Below are 18,116 nucleotides of genomic sequence, written 5' to 3' on the forward strand. Positions count from 1 at the left end.
CCATGGTGGACGGCCGACCGCCGGTCAGGACAGGACCGGCGCGTCCCGGCGGGACAGGGCGACCACCCGTTCCGCGCCGGCCAGCATCGCCGGGTCGACGAAGCGGCCGTCGGGGAGGGCCACCGCGCCGGGGGTGCGGCGGGCCGCGGCCACGATCTCCTCGGCGGCGAAGACCTCCTCCGGGCCGGGCAGGTAGGCCCGCTCGATCACCGGGAGCTGGCGCGGGTGGATGGCGGCCCGCCCCAGGAAGCCCAGCGAGCGGCCCCGGGCGCAGGAGGTGGCCAGTGCCTCCAGGTCCCGGATGTCGGGGAACACCGACTGGGCCGGCGGCGCGAGCCCGGCCGCCCGGGCCGCGACCACCACCCGGGAGCGCGGCCAGTCCAGGCCCGCCTCCGCGGTGACGCCGAGGTCGGCCCGCAGGTCGGCCTCGCCCAGGGACAGCCCGCGCAGGGCGGGGTGCGCGCGGGCGATCTCGTAGGCCCGCTCCACGCCGATCGCCGATTCCAGCAGCGCGTACAGCGCCACGCCGCCCGTGCGGTCGGCGGCGGCGACGATCTGCTCGGGTGCGGAGATCTTGGGCAGCCGCACTCCGGCGAGGCCCCGCAGCCCGCCGAGGGCGTTGAGGTCGGCGCCGCCCCAGGGGGAGTCCAGGGCGTTGACGCGGACGTGGACCGGCACCGGGTGGCCGGCGGCGAGCAGTTCGGCGGTGGCGGCGCGGGCGTACTCCTTGCGGGAGGCCGACACCGCGTCCTCCAGGTCGACGATGACGGCGTCGGCTCCGGCGTGCAGGGCCTTGGCGACCACCTCCGGGCGGTCGCCGGGTACGTAGAGCCAGGTCAGGATCACAGGGCCCCCTCCGTGCGGAGAGCGGTGATCTCGGCTTCGGACAGGCCGAGTTCGGTGAGTACGGCGTCGGTGTCCGCGCCGTGCGGGCGGCCCGCCCACCGGATGGAGCCGGGGGTCTGGGAGAGCCGGAAGAGGACGTTCTGCATCCGGATCGGGCCCAGTTCCGGGTCCTCGACCTCGGTGACCGTGTCCAGGGCCGCGTACTGCGGATCGGCCATGACGTCCCGTACGTCGTAGACCAGCGCCACCGCGGCCTCGGCCTCCTCGAACGCCGCCGTCACCTCGTCCGCCTTGTGGCGGGCGATCCAGCCGCCGACCGCCTCGTCGAGGACGTCCGCGTGGCCGGCCCGTCCGGAGCCCGTCGCGAACCACGGCTCGCCGATCAGCTCGGGCCGCCCGACGAGCCGCATCACGCGCTCGGCGATGGACTGGGCGGAGGTGGAGACCGCCAGCCAGCGGCCGTCCGCGCTGCGGTAGGTGTTGCGGGGGGCGTTGTTGGTGGACCGGTTGCCGGTGCGCGGCTGGACGTAGCCGAGCTGGTCGTACCAGAGCGGGTGCGGCCCGAGGACGGTGAGGATCGGCTCGATGATCGCCAGGTCCACCACCTGCCCCTCCCCGGTGCGGTCCCGTCCGGCGAGCGCCGTCATCACGGCGTACGCGGTGGTCAGCGCGGCGATGGAGTCCGCGAGCCCGAACGGCGGCAGCGTCGGCGGCCCCTCCGGCTCCCCGGTGATCGCCGCGAAGCCGCTCATGGCCTCCGCGAGGGTGCCGAAGCCCGGCCGGTGGGCGTACGGGCCCTCCTGGCCGAAGGCCGTCACCCGGGTCAGGATCAACCGCGGGTTCGCGGCTGACAGTTCGGGCCAGCCCAGACCCCAGCGCTCCAGGGTTCCGGGGCGGAAGTTCTCGATGACCACGTCGGCGGTGGCGGCCAGCCGCAGCAGGGTGTCCCGGCCGCCCGGAGTGGACAGATCGAGGGTCATCGTCCGCTTGTTGCGGCCCAGCAGCTTCCACCAGAGCCCGATGCCGTCCTTGGCGGGGCCGTGGCCGCGGGAGGGGTCGGGGCGGTTCGGGTGCTCGACCTTGACGACCTCGGCGCCGAAGTCGCCGAGGAGGGTGGCGGCGAGGGGGCCGGCGAAGAGGGTGGCGAGGTCGAGGACGCGGAGCCCTTGCAGGGGGGCGGGGCCCTTCACGCCCGGGCCTCCCGCTCCGCGGGGTCGGACGGGTCCGCGGGGTCGGCGGGCTCCGTGGGGTCGGCGGGATCCGCAGGGGCGGCGGGATCCGCGAAGGCGGCGTCGGTCTCCGCGCGGGTCGGCATCGAGTCCTGCGCGCCGGGCCGTTGGACGGACAGCGCGGCGGCCGCCGAAGCCCAGCGCAGGGCCTCGGGCACCGGCCGGCCCTCGCCCAGCGCCACGGCGAGCGCGCCGACGAAGGTGTCCCCGGCTGCGGTGGTGTCCACGGCCCGCGCGCGCGGCGCGGGCACGAGCAGCGGCTCGCGGCCGCGAGCGGCGTACAGGGCCCCGGCCGCGCCGAGGGTGACCACCACCTCCGGTACGTCCTGGAGCAGGGCCGCGGCGGCCTGGCGGACGTCGGTGAGGCCGGTGAGGGCGGCGGCCTCGTGCTCGTTGGGCACCAGCAGGTCGGTCGCGGCGAGGAGTTCGGCCGGCAGCGGCTGCGCGGGGGCCGGGGTGAGGATCGTACGAACACCGTGGGCGCGGGCGGCCCGGGCTCCGGCGAGCACGGCCTCCAGGGGGAGTTCGAGCTGGAGGAGGAGGGAATCGGCGGCGCCGATGCGGGACTCGTCGCCCGGCTCCAGTCCGGTGACCCGGGCGTTGGCGCCGGGGATGACGATGATGCTGTTGCCGCCCTCGTCGTCCACGGTGATGTGCGCGGTGCCGCTCGCGCCCTCGACGGTGCGCAGGGCCGCCGTCTCGACCCCGGCGGCGGCGAGCGCGGAGCGCAACCGTACGCCGAACTCGTCGGCGCCGACCGCCCCGATCATCACCACCTCCGCGCCGGCGCGGGCGGCGGCCACGGCCTGGTTGGCGCCCTTGCCGCCGGGGACGGTGCGGAAGGCGCGGCCGGTGACGGTCTCGCCGAGGAGGGGGGCCTTGGGGACGTAGGCGACGAGGTCCATGTTGGTACTGCCGAGCACGGCGATGGCCGTCATGAGCGTGCTGCCTCCTGTGCGGTGAGGTGGGCGAGGGCGTCGAAGCCGATGCCGTCGAAGCCGGGGACGGTGGTGGCGAGGCGGTTCTTCAGCGGAGCGGTCCAGCGGTGCGGGATGTCGTCCGCGGAGCCGGCGATCAGTCCGGCGAGGGCGCCGGCGGTGGCGCCGTTGGAGTCGGTGTCCCAGCCGCCCGAAACGGCGCGGCAGACGGAGCGGGTGAAATCGCCGTCGGCGTGGGTCAGGGCGGCGGCGATCAGGGCGGTGTTGGGGACGGCGTGGACCCAGTGGTAATGGCCGTAGCGGGCGTGCAGGCGGTCGACGACGGTATCGAAGTCGCGCTCCTCCCGGGCTGCCCGGACCCCGAAGCGGACGGCCTCGGCGAGGCGCGAACGGGGCGGTACGACGGCCAGCCCGGCCCGGAGCGCGGTGTGCACGTCGGCCCGGCCGGTGGCGGCGGTGGCGGTGGCGGCGGCCACGAACAGGGCGGCGTAGACCCCGTTCCCGGTGTGGGTGAGGGAGGCGTCCCGGTACGCCTGGGCCGCGGCGGCGGCCGGGTCGCCCGGATTGGTCCAGCCGTGGACGTCGGCGCGGATGAGGGCGCCGATCCATTCGCGGAACGGGTTGTGGTGGGTGGCGGTGAGCGGCGGCTCCAGCCCGTGCAGCAGGTTGCGGTACGCGACGCGCTCGGCGGTGAAGGTCCGGCCGGCCGGGAGCTCGTCGAGCCAGAGCCGGCCGACGTCGGCGGTGGTGAAGCCCTTGCCGTGGCGCTGGAGGAGGAGCAGGCCGAGGAGGGGGTAGTTGAGGTCGTCGTCCTCGGGGGCACCGTCGATGTTCTCGGCGAGGGAGGTGGGGGCGGAGCGACGGTTCCAGGGGTGCGCGGCGAGGACCTCCGGCGGGACCCCGCGTTCGGTGAACCAGTCGTCGAGCGGCCAGTTGCCGGCGGCCCGCGCCAGGGCCCGGATCCCGTGCAGCGGCAGCTTCTCCACGGGCTTGCCGAGCACGCACCCGACGGCGCGCCCGACCCACCCGGCCTCGAGCCTGCGGCGCAGGGGGGTGTCGTGGGGGGCGGGGCGGGTGTGCGGGGGGTGCGGGGTGGTGGCGGGTCCCGGGCCGTGCGGTGCCGGGGTGGCATCCGCGCGAGCGGTCCCGGCCGGCCGGGGGGCCGGGTGCGGACCCCCGGTTCCGGGAAGGGGCGGGGTGCGGGATCCGGCTCCGGCTCCCGCTCCGGCGCCGGCTCCCGCCTCGGCTCCGGGACCCGCGTCGGGCCAGGTGGCCTTGATGGCGGGCCAGGGGGTCGGTTCGGCGGCGGACGCGGGGTGGGGGAGCGCCGCCAGAGCCGTCAGGAGCTCGGCCGCCAGGGAGCGGAGTTCCGGCGGGGCCGGGGCGGGGGAGGCGCCCGCCCGGGCGGGCGCGAGGTGACCGCCCGCCGCGAGCCAGACGCGCAGCAGCGGCTCCGCGGCCTCCGTGCGGCCGTCCTCGGCGGCCTGCCGGAACTCGTGGCCGACCAGGTCCTCCGGCTGGACCCAGGTCAGCCGGACCGGATCCCCGGCCCGGGCCCCGGCCGCGGGCCCCGCTTCCCCGTCCGCGACGGGCAGCCCCGGGCATCCCGGGGCCGCGCCCGCACCTGGGGCTCCGCCCCTGGCTGTCTCCCGGGCCGCGGCCGTGCTCGGGGCAGGAGAGGTGGGCATCGTCGGGGCCGCACTCGGGGCCGTGCCAGCACCCGGGGCCGGGGGGCGGGGTGTTGGTGGTGGTGGGGGAGTGGGGTTCATCGGGGGGTCGTCAGGGTGGTGAAGGCGGCCTCGTGGGCGCGGCGGCGGGCGTGGTCGCGGGCGAAGACCTCGCGGGTCACCGAGGCCAGTGCCGTCGCCGGGGCGTGCAGGTCGAGGCGGCTGGCCTCCGCGACCCGCGAGGCCCAGGCGGTCGGGACGGCCGCCTCGCCCGACAGGGCGCCCGCGATCGCACCGGCCATGGTGGCGATGGAGTCGCAGTCCCGGCCGTAGTTGACCGCGCCGAGCACCGAAGCCTCGTAGGCGCCGTCGGCGATCAGCAGCATGCCGAGCGCGATCGGCAGCTCCTCGATCGCGTGCAGGCGCGAGGGCCGCCGCGCCCCCAGGGACGGCTTGCGGTAGTCCGCGCCGACCGAGTCGTACGGGGCGACCGCCGCGCGCAGCGGCGCAAGCGCCGACTCGAAGTCCCGGTGGCGGGCGGCCTCTTCGGCCACCGCGGAGATCGCCGAGCGCGTGCCGTCCTTGGCCAGGGACAGCGCGGTGTCGACGACCGAGCGGGCGGTGGCGCCCGGCACGCACGCCGCCGCCACCGCCGCCGCGAACACGCCGGCCGCCTCCCGCCCGTACGAGGACTGGTGCGCGCCGGTCACGTCCAGCGCCTCCGCGTAAGCCCCCGCCGGATTGCCTGCGTTGACCAGGCCGACCGGCGCCATGTACATCGCCGCACCGCAGTTGACGATGTTGCCGCTGCCCGCCTCGCGCGGGTCCACGTGCGCGTAGTGCAGCCGCGTCACGATCCACTTCTCGGCGAGGAAGATCCGCTGGAGGGGCAGGGCGTCCGCCTCCAGTTCCGGGATCCAGCGGGGGGTCGTCATGAGGTCGGGGACCAGGTGGTCGGCGACCGCGTACGCGTCCAGGTGGTCCCGTACGGCCTCGTAGACCCGTACCAGCGCGTGCGTCATGAGGGTGTCGTCGGTGACGTGGCCGTCGCCCTTGTGGTACGGGGCGATCGGCCGGGCCGTGCGCCAGTCCTCGTGCCACGGCCCGACGATGCCCCGCACGCGGCCGCCGTGCCGCTCCACGATCTGCTCCGGGGTCCAGCCCTCCACCGGGCCGCCCAGCGCGTCGCCGACGGCTCCGCCGACGAGGGCGCCGGTGATCCTGTCGTCCAGGGTGAGGGCGGTGGGAGTGGTGGGCGTGGAGGGGGTGGAGGGGGTGGTGGGGGTGGGGTTGGTCGTCATCGTCATGTCCGGGTCATTCCTTGGTACTTGGGCTTGGGCGAGGTGAGTTCCGTACGGGCGAGCAGCGCGGCCAGTTCGACGAGGTCGGTGCCCGCCAGCCGGGGGAGGGCGCAGCCGGAGAGGACGCGGCACGCCTCGCGCCAGGCGGCGGGGAGCGAGTCGCCGCCGCCGAGGGCGCCGGTCAGCGCGCCGGCGAGGGCGGGGGCGGAGTCGGCTACGCGCGACAGGCAGGCGGCGGCCGGGACCGCCTCGCCGACGCGGCCGCGGGCGGCCGTGGCGAGGGCGAGGGCCACGGGGACGGTTTCGGCGGCGGCGATCCCGTAGCTGTAGACGTGGTCGACGATCTGGTGCTCCAGGAGCGGGACGATCGCGAATGCTCCGCCGTTCGGCTCGGCGCGGGCGAGTTTGACGGCGTGCCGGGCGTTGCGGCCGATCTCGGTGGACTCCGGGAGCTGTTCGAGGGCGGCGTCGACGGCGGCGTCGGTGTCCGCGGCCGTTCCGGTGCCGGCGAGGGCGGTGGCGATGGCGGCGGCCATGGCGCGGGCGCCGTGGACCCCGTCGCCGTCCTGGGTGTAGCGCGCGTCGAACTCGGCGAGGTCCGCGGCGGCGTGCGGGTCCCCCGGGTGGACGACGGCGAGGACGCAGGCGCGGATGCAGGCGGCGTCGTCGAAGTAGTGCGGGTTGTCGTGGCCGGTGGCGGGCGGGCGCAGGCCGGCGGCGAGGTTGCCGAGGCCCGCGCGGACGGAGATCCGGGCGCGGAGCGGGAGGACCGCCGACTCGACCTCGGGCGCGCGTTCGGCTGCCGCCGCGACCTCGCTGGCCAGGGCGTTCCAGGCCAGGTCGATGGCGGCGCGCATCCTCCTGGACCGGGAGAGGTCGCTGAGCAGCACACCGGCGGCGGTGAGGACGGACTCGGCGGCGAAGGCGGCCCACTCGGCGTCGTCGGAGGGGCCGAGGCGCAGGGGTTCCGGGGGCTGGTTGAGGGCGATGGGGACGGGGAGGGTGGTGGTGGCGTTCTGCTCGGCGAAGGTGTCGAGCTCGCGGGTGAGGCGGCGGGTCCACTCGGGCATCCGGCTGGCGCGGTGGCGCGCCGCGGGCCACCCGGCGGCGTCGCCTGCGGCGAGCCCGAGCAGCAACCCCTCGATCCGCCGAACCCCTGCGGGCGCCTGGCCGACTTCCCGCCCCTGCCCGGCGGTACGGCCCTGCGCGGGCGGCGGGGTGCCGGGTGCGTGGTCGTCCGCCTCGGCCGTACGGGGCGGGGTGCCGGGTGTGGGGTTGGCGTCCGCCTCGGCGGTACGGGCTTGCGCGGGCGGCGGGGTGCCGGGTGTGGGGTTGGCGTCCGCCTCGGCGGTACGGGCCTGCGTGCGCGGCGCGGCGTCCCGTCCGGCGGGGGTGGGCTCCGGGTCGGGAACGGCCGTCGGGGGGGTGGCGTGGGGACTCTCCCCGTACCCGCCCCTTCCCGAAACCGGGGGCAGGCCCCCGGGCCCCCGCACCGGCGCGGCCGGAGCTCCGGGTCCAGCGCCGCCCCGAACCGCGGTGGGCTCCGCCGCCGCCGCGGCGGCCGGAAGGAACTCGGGCACGGGCGTCCCGGCCACCCCCCGGCCCGGGGCCCGCTCGGCCGGAACGCGGCCCTTCGGAGGCAGTCCGTCCGGGGCGTCGCCCTGCGGGGCCCGCCCGTCTGGGGCTTGGCCCTGTGGGGGCGGCCCGTCCGGGGTGCGGCCCTGCGGAGGCGGCTCCTCCAAGGTGTCGCCCCACCGCGCTTGCCCAGCCTGGGCCTGGCCCTGCGGGGCCCGCTGGTCCGGGGTGTCGCACAGTGGGTTCCGCTCGGCGGGAACGCGGCCCTTCGGGGCCTGCAGGTCCGGAGTCTGACCCTTCGGGCTCGGCCCGCACAGGGCGTCGCGCAGCAGGGTCGGCTCGGAATCGGCCTGGCCCTTCAAGGGCCGCCCGTGCGGGGCGTCGCCCCGCGGGGCCTGCTGGTCCGGGGTGTCGGCCAGGGGGGTCTGCCGGTCCAGGGTTTCGCCCTGCGGGGCCCGCCGGTCGGGGGCGTCGCCCTGCGGGGCCCGCTGGTCCGGGGTGTCAGCCATGGGGCCCTGTCCCTCCGGGGTGTCGCCCAGCGGGCCCTGCCGGTCCGGGGCGTCGCCCTGCGGGGCCCGCCCGTCTGGGGCTTGGCCCTGTGGGGGCGGCCCGTCCGGGGTGCGGCCCTGCGGAGGCGGCTCCTCCAAGGTGTCGCCCCACCGCGCTTGCCCAGCCTGGGCCTGGCCCTGCGGGGCCCGCTGGTCCGGGGTGTCGCACAGTGGGTTCCGCTCGGCGGGAACGCGGCCCTTCGGGGCCTGCAGGTCCGGAGTCTGACCCTTCGGGCTCGGCCCGCACAGGGCGTCGCGCAGCAGGGTCGGCTCGGAATCGGCCTGGCCCTTCAAGGGCCGCCCGTGCGGGGCGTCGCCCCGCGGGGCCTGCTGGTCCGGGGTGTCGGCCAGGGGGGTCTGCCGGTCCAGGGTTTCGCCCTGCGGGGCCCGCCGGTCGGGGGCGTCGCCCTGCGGGGCCCGCTGGTCCGGGGTGTCAGCCATGGGGCCCTGTCCCTCCGGGGTGTCGCCCAGCGGGCCCTGCCGGTCCGGGGCGTCGCCCTGCGGGGCCCGCCGATCCCGGGTGTCGGCCAGGGGGGCCTGCCCCTCCGGGGCGTTGCCGTGCCGGGCCTGCCCCTCCGGGGCGTTGGCCTGCCCGGCCTGTGCCTCCGGGGGGAGGGGGGTGGGCAGGGTGTCGGCCGGGTTTGAGGGGGAGGGGTTCGTCGGGGTCAGGGTCATCGGGGGGTCTCGGTTTCCGGGGTGAGGAGGTCCGCGATGTCCAGGACGTGGTAGCCGCGCATCGAGGGGAGGCAGCTGCCGCGGACCGGGCCGATCGCCGAGGACCAGGCGGCCGGGATGGCGGGGGCTCCGGACATGGCTCCGGCGAGGGCGCCCGCGACCGCCGCCGTGGTGTCCGCGTCGCGGCCCATGTTCACCGCCGTGAGGACCGACGAGGCGAAGTCGCCGCCGCACGCGGCGAAGGCGCCGAAGGCCAGGCCCACCGCCTCGGGGGCCAGGTCCGTCCAGGGGTAGCCGCCGATGACCACCGCCGAGCGCACCGCCCGCTCGCCGCGCGGCGCGGCCGTCACGGCCCGGCGCAGGGATCGGGCGGTCCAGGAGTCCGAGGGGATGACGGAGAGGGCCGCCGAGATCACCGAGGCCGCCGAGCCCCCGGCCATCGCCGCCGCGACCCCGGCCGCGACGGCCTGGCCGCCGTAGATGCCCTCGCCGTCGTGGCTGACGCAGCCGTCGATGGCGACCAGCCGGGCGGCTTCGGCCGGGCGGCCCGCCGCGAAGACCCCGAAGGGGGCCGCCCGCATGGCCAGCCCGTCCGACCAGGCGTGCCGGTGCTGGGCGGAGATGGGGGCCGCCAGGCCCCGGCGGAGGTTTTCGAGGGTGCCGCGCTCCGAGAAGCCCGCGCCGCGGAAGGGGCCCTCGTCCAGGTCCGCGATCCAGTGGTGCCACGCGCGTTCCACGTGCGCGACGGTCAGCGCCGATCCGTGGCGGGCCAGCAGCAGGCCCGAGAAGATCGCGTACTCGGTGTCGTCCGTACCGGCCGGGTCGTCCGAGACGAAGCCCTCGATCCGGCCCCACTTCGCCCGGATCTCCGACGGCTTCATGTTCTCCGCGGGGGCGCCCAGCGCGTCACCCACCGCGAGACCCAGAAGAGCGCCCCTGGCCCGTTCGAGGAGGACCTGCGGATTGGATGCAATCAGCTCCATGGCGCGCCTCTCCACTTGATGGGACTCATATTGAGCCCTTGGGGGATTTGTGCCATGGCATGTGGTTTGTCGCCCGTCGCGAAACACCCGCTCCGCACTGTCGTCACCCGGTCGCCGACCCCCAAAACCCCAGGTAAGTACGGCCTTCCTTGCTGGCGGGCGCCGGAAATCGTGCGTAGTTTCGAGGTGTTCAGGGGGAGTGGGTGTCCGCGCGTCGTCCATGGCACAGCTCTGTGCACCCACTCGTACAAAAGGGGAGATAGCCGGAATGTCCATCATCGATATCGAAGCGCCGCTTCACACCGCCCACCGCGACAACCACACCCACCGCGACGTCAACGGCGGCTGGCTGCGCCCGGCGGTCTTCGGTGCCATGGACGGACTCGTCTCCAACCTCGCCCTGATGACCGGTGTGGCCGGCGGCGCCGTCGCCCCGCACACCATCGTGATCACCGGCCTGGCCGGCCTCGCCGCCGGCGCCTTCTCGATGGCGGCGGGGGAGTACACCTCGGTCGCCTCGCAGCGCGAGCTCGTACTCGCCGAGCTGGACATAGAGCGCCAGCAGTTGCGCAAGCACCCCGTCGACGAGATGGAGGAGCTGGCCGAGCTCTACGTTTCGCGCGGGGTCGAGCCGGCGCTGGCCCGCGAGGTGGCCATGCAGCTGTCCCGGGACCCGGAGCAGGCCCTGGAGATCCACGCCCGCGAAGAGCTCGGGATCGACCCCGACGACCTGCCGTCGCCGATGGTCGCCGCCGTGTCCTCCTTCGGCTCCTTCGCGCTGGGCGCACTGGTCCCGCTGCTGCCGTACCTGCTCGGCGCCGCCACCCTGTGGCCGGCGGTCCTGCTGGCGCTGCTCGGACTCTTCGGCTGCGGCGCGGTGGTTTCCCGGGTCACGGCCCGTTCCTGGTGGTACAGCGGACTGCGCCAGCTGGTCCTGGGTGGCGCGGCCGCGGGTGTGACCTACATCCTGGGGACCTGGATCGGTGGCGCCGTAGGCTGACCCGGCCGGGAGTGAGACACTATGCAGTAGGCAACATAAGTAGTCAGTTACTCGGCGGTTTCGATCCCGTGTCCGCCGGGCATCACCACGAGGGCGCCGGGCAATGAGGCCCGCCCCCACCCGGGACCTTCGTCCCGTGTCCCGATCGCCGGACACCTGCGAAAGTCCCCTCTTGTCTGCTCCGGGCAGTGTCCGCATGTTGGAATGGCATATCCGCTTCTCGGGATTGTCGTCATCATGTAATCTGCACGAAATTTCGCAGAGGGCCAACGTCGTCCCTCGGCTATGCACATATGCCACGACGACGACGGGAGAGCCGATGCGTTCCGCATCCACGCACTCCGCGACCGGCCTCAGCAACAACGCCTGGTCGCCCATGGACGGTCGCCCCGCCCAGCAGGGCATGTACGACCCGCGCAACGAGCACGACGCCTGCGGCGTCGGCTTTGTGGCCAACCTCACCGGCGAGGCCAGCCACACGCTGGTCGAGCAGGCGCTGACCGTATTGCGGAACCTCGAGCACCGCGGCGCCACCGGCTCCGAGCCCGACTCGGGCGACGGCGCCGGCATCCTTTCCCAGGTACCGGACGCGTTCCTGCGCGAGGTCGCCGGATTCGACCTTCCCGAGGCCGGCGCGTACGCCGTCGGCATCGCCTTCCTCCCCGCCGACGGCACCGCACAGGCCGTCGCCGTGGAGCAGATCGAGGCCATCGCCGCCGAGGAGAACCTCACGGTCCTCGGCTGGCGCGAGGTCCCGGTCACCCCGGACCTGCTCGGCAACGGCGCCCGCGCCACCATGCCGGCCTTCTCGCAGCTGTTCGTCTCCAACGGGACGTCGGGCATCGAGCTGGACCGCAAGGCCTTCGTGCTGCGCAAGCGCGCCGAGCGCGAGACCGGGGTCTACTTCCCGTCGCTCTCCGCCCGCACCCTGGTCTACAAGGGCATGCTGACCACCGGCCAGCTGGAGCCCTTCTTCCCGGACCTCTCCGACCGCCGCTTCGCCTCCGCGATCGCGCTGGTCCACTCCCGGTTCTCGACGAACACCTTCCCGTCCTGGCCGCTCGCCCACCCGTACCGCTTCGTCGCGCACAACGGCGAGATCAACACGGTCAAGGGCAACCGGAACTGGATGAAGGCCCGCGAGTCCCAGCTGGCGTCCGGCCTCTTCGGCGAGGGCGCACTGGAGCGGATCTTCCCGATCTGTACCCCGGACGCCTCCGACTCGGCCTCCTTCGACGAGGTCCTGGAGCTGCTCCACCTCGGCGGCCGTTCGCTCCCGCACAGCGTGCTGATGATGATCCCGGAGGCGTGGGAGAACCACACCTCCATGGCGCCGGCCCGCCGCGCGTTCTACAAGTACCACTCCACGCAGATGGAGCCGTGGGACGGCCCCGCCTGCGTCACCTTCACCGACGGCACCCAGGTCGGCGCCGTTCTCGACCGCAACGGTCTGCGCCCCGGCCGCTACTGGGTCACCGACGACGACTTCGTCGTGCTCTCCTCCGAGGTCGGCGTCCTGGACATCGACCCGGCCAAGGTCGTCCGCAAGGGCCGCCTCCAGCCCGGCAAGATGTTCCTCGTCGACACCGCCCAGAAGCGGATCATCGAGGACGACGAGATCAAGGACTCGCTGGCCGCCGAGCACCCGTACGCCGAATGGCTGGCGACCGGCGAGATCGAGCTCGAGGACCTCCCCGAGCGCGAGCACATCGTCCACACCCACGCCTCGGTCACCCGCCGCCAGCAGACCTTCGGCTACACCGAGGAAGAGCTGCGCGTCATCCTCGCGCCGATGGCCCGTACGGCCGGCGAGCCGCTCGGCTCCATGGGCACGGACTCCCCGATCGCGGCCCTGTCCGAGCGCCCCCGGCTGCTCTTCGACTACTTCACCCAGCTCTTCGCGCAGGTCACCAACCCGCCGCTGGACGCCATCCGCGAGGAGCTCGTCACCTCGCTGCTGTCCTCGCTCGGCCCGCAGGGCAACCTGCTGGAGCCGACCGCCGCGTCCTGCCGCAGCGTCACGCTGCCGTTCCCGGTGATCGACAACGACGAGCTCGCCAAGCTGATACACGTCAACGCCGACGGCGACATGCCGGGCATGAAGGCCGCCACCCTCTCGGGCCTGTACCGGGTCTCGGGCGGCGGCGAGGCGCTGGCCGCCCGCCTGGCGGAGATCCGCGGCGAGGTCGACGCGGCCATCGAGAACGGCGCGCACCTGATCGTCCTCTCGGACCGTCACTCCGACGCCGAGCACGCGCCGATCCCGTCGCTGCTGCTCACCTCCGCCGTGCACCACCACCTCATCGCCACCAAGCAGCGCACCCAGGTGGGTCTGCTGGTCGAGGCCGGTGACGTCCGCGAGGTCCACCACGTCGCGCTGCTCATCGGCTACGGCGCGGCCGCGGTCAACCCGTACCTCGCCATGGAGTCCGTCGAGGACCTGCTGCGCGCCGGTACCTTCCTGTCCGGCCTGGAGCCGGAGCAGGCCATCAAGAACCTGATCTACGCGCTCGGCAAGGGCGTCCTGAAGGTCATGTCCAAGATGGGCATCTCCACGGTCGCCTCCTACCGCGGCGCCCAGGTCTTCGAAGCCGTCGGCCTGAACGAGGAGTTCGTCGCCGCGTACTTCCAGGGCACCGCCACCAAGATCGGCGGCGCCGGCCTGGACGTCATCGCCAAGGAGGTGGCCGCGCGCCACACCAAGGCGTACCCGGCCTCCGGCATCGCGGCCACGCACCGCGCGCTGGAGATCGGCGGGGAATACCAGTGGCGCCGCGAGGGCGAGCCGCACCTGTTCGACCCGGACACGGTCTTCCGCCTCCAGCACGCCACCCGCAACCGCCGGTACGACATCTTCAAGCAGTACACCGACCGGGTGAACGAGCAGTCCGAGCGCCTGATGACGCTCCGCGGGCTCTTCGGGTTCCGGACCGACGAGACCGGGGCCCGGCCGTCGATCTCCATCGACGAGGTCGAGTCGGTCGCCGACATCGTCAAGCGCTTCTCCACCGGCGCCATGTCGTACGGCTCCATCTCCAAGGAGGCGCACGAGACCCTCGCCATCGCCATGAACCAGCTGGGCGCCAAGTCCAACACCGGTGAGGGCGGCGAGGACCCGGACCGCCTGTACGACCCGGCGCGCCGCTCCTCCATCAAGCAGGTCGCCTCCGGCCGCTTCGGTGTCACGAGCGAGTACCTGGTCAACGCGGACGACATCCAGATCAAGATGGCGCAGGGTGCCAAGCCCGGCGAGGGCGGCCAGCTGCCCGGCCACAAGGTCTACCCGTGGGTCGCCAAGACCCGGCACTCCACCCCGGGCGTCGGCCTGATCTCCCCGCCGCCGCACCACGACATCTACTCGATCGAGGACCTGGCTCAGCTGATCCACGACCTCAAGAACGCCAACCCGGCCGCGCGCATCCACGTGAAGCTCGTGTCCGAGGTCGGCGTGGGTACGGTCGCCGCCGGTGTCTCCAAGGCCCACGCGGACGTCGTCCTCATCTCCGGCCACGACGGCGGTACGGGTGCCTCCCCGCTCACCTCGCTGAAGCACGCGGGCGGTCCCTGGGAGCTCGGCCTCGCCGAGACCCAGCAGACCCTGCTGCTCAACGGGCTGCGCGACCGCATCGTGGTCCAGACCGACGGCCAGCTCAAGACCGGCCGCGACGTCATCATCGCCGCGCTGCTCGGCGCCGAGGAGTTCGGTTTCGCGACCGCGCCGCTCGTCGTCTCCGGCTGCGTCATGATGCGCGTCTGCCACCTGGACACCTGCCCGGTCGGCATCGCCACGCAGAACCCGGTCCTGCGCGACCGCTTCTCGGGCAAGCCCGAGTTCGTCGTCAACTTCTTCGAGTTCATCGCGGAGGAGGTGCGCGAGCTCCTCGCCGAGCTGGGCTTCCGCACGATCGAGGAGGCCGTCGGCCACGCCGAGCTCCTCGACACCAGCAAGGCCGTCACGCACTGGAAGGCGCAGGGTCTCGACCTGGAGCCGCTCTTCTACGTGCCGGAGCTGCCCGAGGGCGCGGTCCGCCACGCCCTGATCGAGCAGGACCACGGTCTGGAGAAGGCCCTCGACAACGAGCTCATCGAGCTCGCCGCCGAGGCGCTGAACGCCGACTCCGCCGAGAGCGCCCAGCCCGTCCGCGCCCAGGTCTCGATCCGCAACATCAACCGGACCGTCGGCACCATGCTCGGCCACGAGGTCACCAAGAGGTTCGGCGGTGCGGGCCTGCCCGACAACACCATCGACCTGACCTTCACCGGCAGCGCCGGCCAGTCCTTCGGCGCCTTCCTGCCGCGGGGTGTGACCCTGCGCCTGGAGGGCGACGCCAACGACTACGTCGGCAAGGGCCTCTCCGGCGGCCGCGTCGTGGTCCGTCCCGACCGCGGCGCCGAGCACCTGGCCGAGTACTCGACCATCGCGGGCAACACGATCGGCTACGGCGCCACCGGCGGCGAGCTGTTCCTGCGCGGCCGCACCGGCGAGCGCTTCTGCGTCCGCAACTCCGGCGCCCTGGTCGTCTCGGAAGGCGTGGGCGACCACGGCTGCGAGTACATGACCGGCGGCACCGCGGTCGTCCTCGGCGAGACGGGCCGCAACTTCGCGGCCGGCATGTCGGGCGGCGTCGCGTACGTCATCGACCTCGACGTGCACAACGTCAACGTCGGCAACGCGGGCGCGGTGGAAACCCTCTCCGACGCCGACTCCCAGTGGCTGCACGATGTGGTGCGCCGCCACGAGGAGGAGACCGGCTCGACCGTGGCCGCGAAGCTCCTGGCTGACTGGACCGCCTCGGCGGCCCGCTTCAGCAAGATCATCCCGACCACGTACAAGGCAGTGCTCGCCGCCAAGGACGCCGCCGAGCTGGCCGGACTCTCGGAGTCCGAGACCACCGAGAAGATGATGGAGGCGGCGACCAATGGCTGACCCGAAGGGCTTCCTCACCACCCCGCGCGAGACCGCCTGCACCCGTCCCGTGGCCGAGCGCCTCCAGGACTGGAGCGAGGTCTACGTTCCGGGCTCGCTGCTCCCGATCATCAGCAAGCAGGCCGGCCGCTGCATGGACTGCGGCATCCCGTTCTGCCACAACGGGTGTCCGCTCGGGAACCTGATCCCGGAGTGGAACGACTTCGCGTACCGCGAGGACTGGACCGCCGCTTCCGAGCGCCTGCACGCGACGAACAACTTCCCGGAGTTCACCGGGCGGCTGTGCCCGGCGCCGTGCGAGTCCGCCTGTGTGCTGGGCATCAACCAGCCGGCCGTCACGATCAAGAACGTCGAAGTCTCCATCATCGACAAGGCCTGGGACAACGGCGACGTCACCCCGCAGGCGCCCGAGCGCCTCTCCGGCAAGACGGCCGCCGTCATCGGCTCCGGCCCGGCGGGTCTGGCCGCGGCCCAGCAGCTGACCCGGGCCGGGCACACCGTGGTGGTGTACGAGCGCGCCGACCGCGTCGGCGGCCTGCTGCGCTACGGCATCCCCGAGTTCAAGATGGAGAAGGTGCACATCAACCGCCGCATCGAGCAGATGCGCGCGGAGGGCACCAAGTTCCGTACCGGTGTCGAGGTCGGCCGCGACATCACCGCGACCGACCTGCGCAAGCGCTTCGACGCGGTGGTCATCGCGGCGGGCGCCACCGTCTCCCGCGACCTGCCGGTCCCGGGCCGCGACCTCAAGGGCATCCACTTCGCGATGGAGTACCTCCCCCTCGCGAACAAGGTGCAGGAGGGCGACTTCATGGCGCCCCCCATCACCGCCGAGGGCAAGCACGTGGTCGTCATCGGCGGCGGCGACACCGGCGCGGACTGCGTGGGCACCGCCCACCGCCAGGGCGCGGCCTCGGTCACGCAGCTGGAGATCATGCCGCGTCCCTCCGAGGACCGGCCCGCCGGCCAGCCCTGGCCGACGTTCCCCATGCTGTACAAGGTCACCTCGGCCCACGAGGAGGGCGGCGAGCGGATCTACTCCGTCTCCACCACCCACTTCGAGGGCGACGAGGACGGCAACGTCCAGGCCCTCCACCTGGTCGAGGTCGCCTTCGAGGACGGCAAGCTCGTCCAGAAGCCCGGCACCGAGCGCGTCCTCCCCGCGCAGCTGGTCACCCTGGCGATGGGCTTCACCGGCACCGACCAGGAGAACGGCCTGACGGCGCAGTTCGGCCTGGCGATGGACGCCCGCGGCAACATCGAGCGCGACGCCTCCTACGCGACCAACGTCGACGGCGTCTTCGTCGCCGGCGACGCCGGCCGCGGCCAGTCGCTGATCGTCTGGGCCATCGCGGAAGGCCGCTCGGCCGCCCGCGGCGTGGACCGCTTCCTGACCGGCACCAGCGCCCTCCCGTACCCGGTCAAGCCGACGGACCGCTCCATCACCGTGTAACCCCGCAGTACCCCCGGCCCCGGCCGGGACCCCTCACACGGTCCGTACAACGGCGTACGGAATTCTGACACCACGCCCGCCACGACTCCTTCTGGACGCCGTGCTCGCACCGCTCGGCCGCAGGCGGCCTCCCGGGCTTCGCCCGGCTGCGCCGGCCTCCGGCCGTCGGGTGGTGGCTTGAGGTCTCGCAGTACCCCCGGCCCGCCGGGACCCCTCATACGGTCCGTACAACGAAGTACGGCACTCCGACACCGCGCCCGCCACGTCCCCGACCAGGGGTGGCGGGCGCGGTGGCGTGTACGGGGCCTAGTGGGGGGTGGGGCCCGTGGCGAAGGGCAGGGGTGGGGCGATGGACTGGGCGTCGGCCCCTTGGTCCACCCACAGGCCGATGAACAGGGCGGCCGTTGCCTCCAGGAGGCCGGCGCGGTCCAGGCCGCCCGCGGACAGCGGGACGCAGCCCGTGTCCCATACCAGGGTGTGGGCGAGACCGAGCGCCGTCGCGTCGTCGCCGCAGACCGGGACGGCCAGCGGACGGCCGTCGAAGACCGGCGGGTCCATGCGCCACACGTCTTCGTGGCAGAGGTTGAACGCCTTCACCACGTGCGCGCCCGGAGCCGCCGCGGCCAGCCGCCGGGCCGCCGAGGGGCCGTCGCCGGTCAGCAGGCGGAAGCCGGGGCCGACCGGATTGGCGCAGTCGAGCAGCACCCGCCCCGCCAGGGGGGTGCGGAGCGTGGCGACGACCTCCGCCCCCGCGCCGTACGGCAGCGCGGCCAGCACGACCTCACCGAACCCGGCCGCCGCGCGCAGACTGCCGTGGCCCGTTCCGTTGCCCAGACGGATGGCGAGCCGCCGCGCCCCGTCCCCGTCCCGGCCCCCTATGAACACCTCGTGCCCCGCCCTCACCCAGTGCGTGGTGAGCGCGTCCGCCATGTTGCCCGTACCCAGAACACCGATCCTCATGGACCGCCCCCTTT

At 74.2% G+C, this 18,116-nt stretch carries 11 protein-coding genes; 3 read left to right on the forward strand and 8 right to left on the reverse strand.

Annotation, left to right across the window (positions count from 1 at the left end):
- Positions 1-24 precede the first annotated feature (24 nt).
- From OG904_RS23200 to OG904_RS23230, 7 genes are all read right to left on the reverse strand, one after another.
- Positions 25-846, reverse strand: a complete 822-nt coding sequence (locus OG904_RS23200) for an HpcH/HpaI aldolase/citrate lyase family protein (protein ID WP_405493944.1) — start codon at positions 844-846, stop codon at positions 25-27.
- Positions 843-2,036, reverse strand: coding sequence for a CaiB/BaiF CoA transferase family protein (locus OG904_RS23205; RefSeq protein WP_405493946.1), 1,194 nt, complete (start codon positions 2,034-2,036; stop codon positions 843-845). The genes OG904_RS23200 and OG904_RS23205 overlap by 4 nt, the downstream gene beginning before the upstream one ends.
- Positions 2,033-3,013 (reverse strand): ribokinase, encoded by a 981-nt coding sequence (gene rbsK, locus OG904_RS23210; protein WP_405493948.1) that lies wholly within the window; start codon positions 3,011-3,013, stop codon positions 2,033-2,035. Before rbsK ends, OG904_RS23205 begins: the two co-directional genes overlap by 4 nt.
- Complete coding sequence (locus OG904_RS23215) at positions 3,010-4,701, reverse strand: ADP-ribosylglycohydrolase family protein (protein ID WP_405493950.1); 1,692 nt, start codon at positions 4,699-4,701, stop codon at positions 3,010-3,012. Before OG904_RS23215 ends, rbsK begins: the two co-directional genes overlap by 4 nt.
- Positions 4,702-4,778: 77 nt before the next feature.
- A complete protein-coding gene (locus OG904_RS23220; RefSeq protein ID WP_405493952.1) occupies positions 4,779-5,987 on the reverse strand; it encodes an ADP-ribosylglycohydrolase family protein in 1,209 nt (402 codons plus the stop codon).
- Positions 5,984-7,474 carry an ADP-ribosylglycohydrolase family protein gene (locus tag OG904_RS23225; protein WP_405498208.1) on the reverse strand — a complete coding sequence of 497 codons (1,491 nt, stop codon included), beginning with the start codon at positions 7,472-7,474 and terminating at the stop codon, positions 5,984-5,986. Before OG904_RS23225 ends, OG904_RS23220 begins: the two co-directional genes overlap by 4 nt.
- A gap of 1,301 nt (positions 7,475-8,775) precedes the next feature.
- Positions 8,776-9,762 carry an ADP-ribosylglycohydrolase family protein gene (locus tag OG904_RS23230; protein ID WP_405493954.1) on the reverse strand — a complete coding sequence of 329 codons (987 nt, stop codon included), beginning with the start codon at positions 9,760-9,762 and terminating at the stop codon, positions 8,776-8,778.
- 268 nt (positions 9,763-10,030) lie between these two features.
- Here OG904_RS23230 and OG904_RS23235 point away from each other — a divergent pair, with 268 nt between their 5' ends.
- The 3 genes from OG904_RS23235 (at position 10,031) to OG904_RS23245 (ending at position 17,142) form a co-directional block, all read left to right on the forward strand.
- Positions 10,031-10,762, forward strand: a complete 732-nt coding sequence (locus OG904_RS23235) for a VIT1/CCC1 transporter family protein (protein ID WP_405493956.1) — start codon at positions 10,031-10,033, stop codon at positions 10,760-10,762.
- A gap of 376 nt (positions 10,763-11,138) precedes the next feature.
- The gene (gltB, locus tag OG904_RS23240; protein ID WP_405498210.1) at positions 11,139-15,689 is read left to right on the forward strand and encodes a glutamate synthase large subunit; all 4,551 of its coding nucleotides are present in this window, start codon (positions 11,139-11,141) and stop codon (positions 15,687-15,689) included.
- Positions 15,682-17,142: a glutamate synthase subunit beta gene (locus OG904_RS23245; protein WP_405493958.1), complete on the forward strand. Its 1,461-nt coding sequence runs from the start codon at positions 15,682-15,684 to the stop codon at positions 17,140-17,142. The genes gltB and OG904_RS23245 overlap by 8 nt, the downstream gene beginning before the upstream one ends.
- Positions 17,143-17,448: 306 nt before the next feature.
- Here the strand turns inward: OG904_RS23245 and OG904_RS23250 are convergent, their stop codons facing one another.
- On the reverse strand, positions 17,449-18,102 hold the full coding sequence (locus OG904_RS23250) for an NADPH-dependent F420 reductase (protein WP_405493960.1): 654 nt from the start codon (positions 18,100-18,102) through the stop codon (positions 17,449-17,451).
- Positions 18,103-18,116: the final 14 nt, after the last annotated feature.

It is taken from the genome of Streptomyces sp. NBC_00096, assembly GCF_045041305.1.
Taxonomy (GTDB): domain Bacteria; phylum Actinomycetota; class Actinomycetes; order Streptomycetales; family Streptomycetaceae; genus Streptomyces.

Coding starts and splice junctions, on each gene's coding strand:
- rbsK (WP_405493948.1), bottom strand. CDS start 3,013: ATGACGGCCATCGCCGTGCTCGGCAGTACCAACATGGACCTCGTCGCC.
- OG904_RS23215 (WP_405493950.1), bottom strand. CDS start 4,701: ATGCCCACCTCTCCTGCCCCGAGCACGGCCGCGGCCCGGGAGACAGCC.
- OG904_RS23220 (WP_405493952.1), bottom strand. CDS start 5,987: ATGACGATGACGACCAACCCCACCCCCACCACCCCCTCCACCCCCTCC.
- OG904_RS23230 (WP_405493954.1), bottom strand. CDS start 9,762: ATGGAGCTGATTGCATCCAATCCGCAGGTCCTCCTCGAACGGGCCAGG.
- OG904_RS23235 (WP_405493956.1), top strand. CDS start 10,031: ATGTCCATCATCGATATCGAAGCGCCGCTTCACACCGCCCACCGCGAC.
- gltB (WP_405498210.1), top strand. CDS start 11,139: ATGGACGGTCGCCCCGCCCAGCAGGGCATGTACGACCCGCGCAACGAG.
- OG904_RS23245 (WP_405493958.1), top strand. CDS start 15,682: ATGGCTGACCCGAAGGGCTTCCTCACCACCCCGCGCGAGACCGCCTGC.
- OG904_RS23250 (WP_405493960.1), bottom strand. CDS start 18,102: ATGAGGATCGGTGTTCTGGGTACGGGCAACATGGCGGACGCGCTCACC.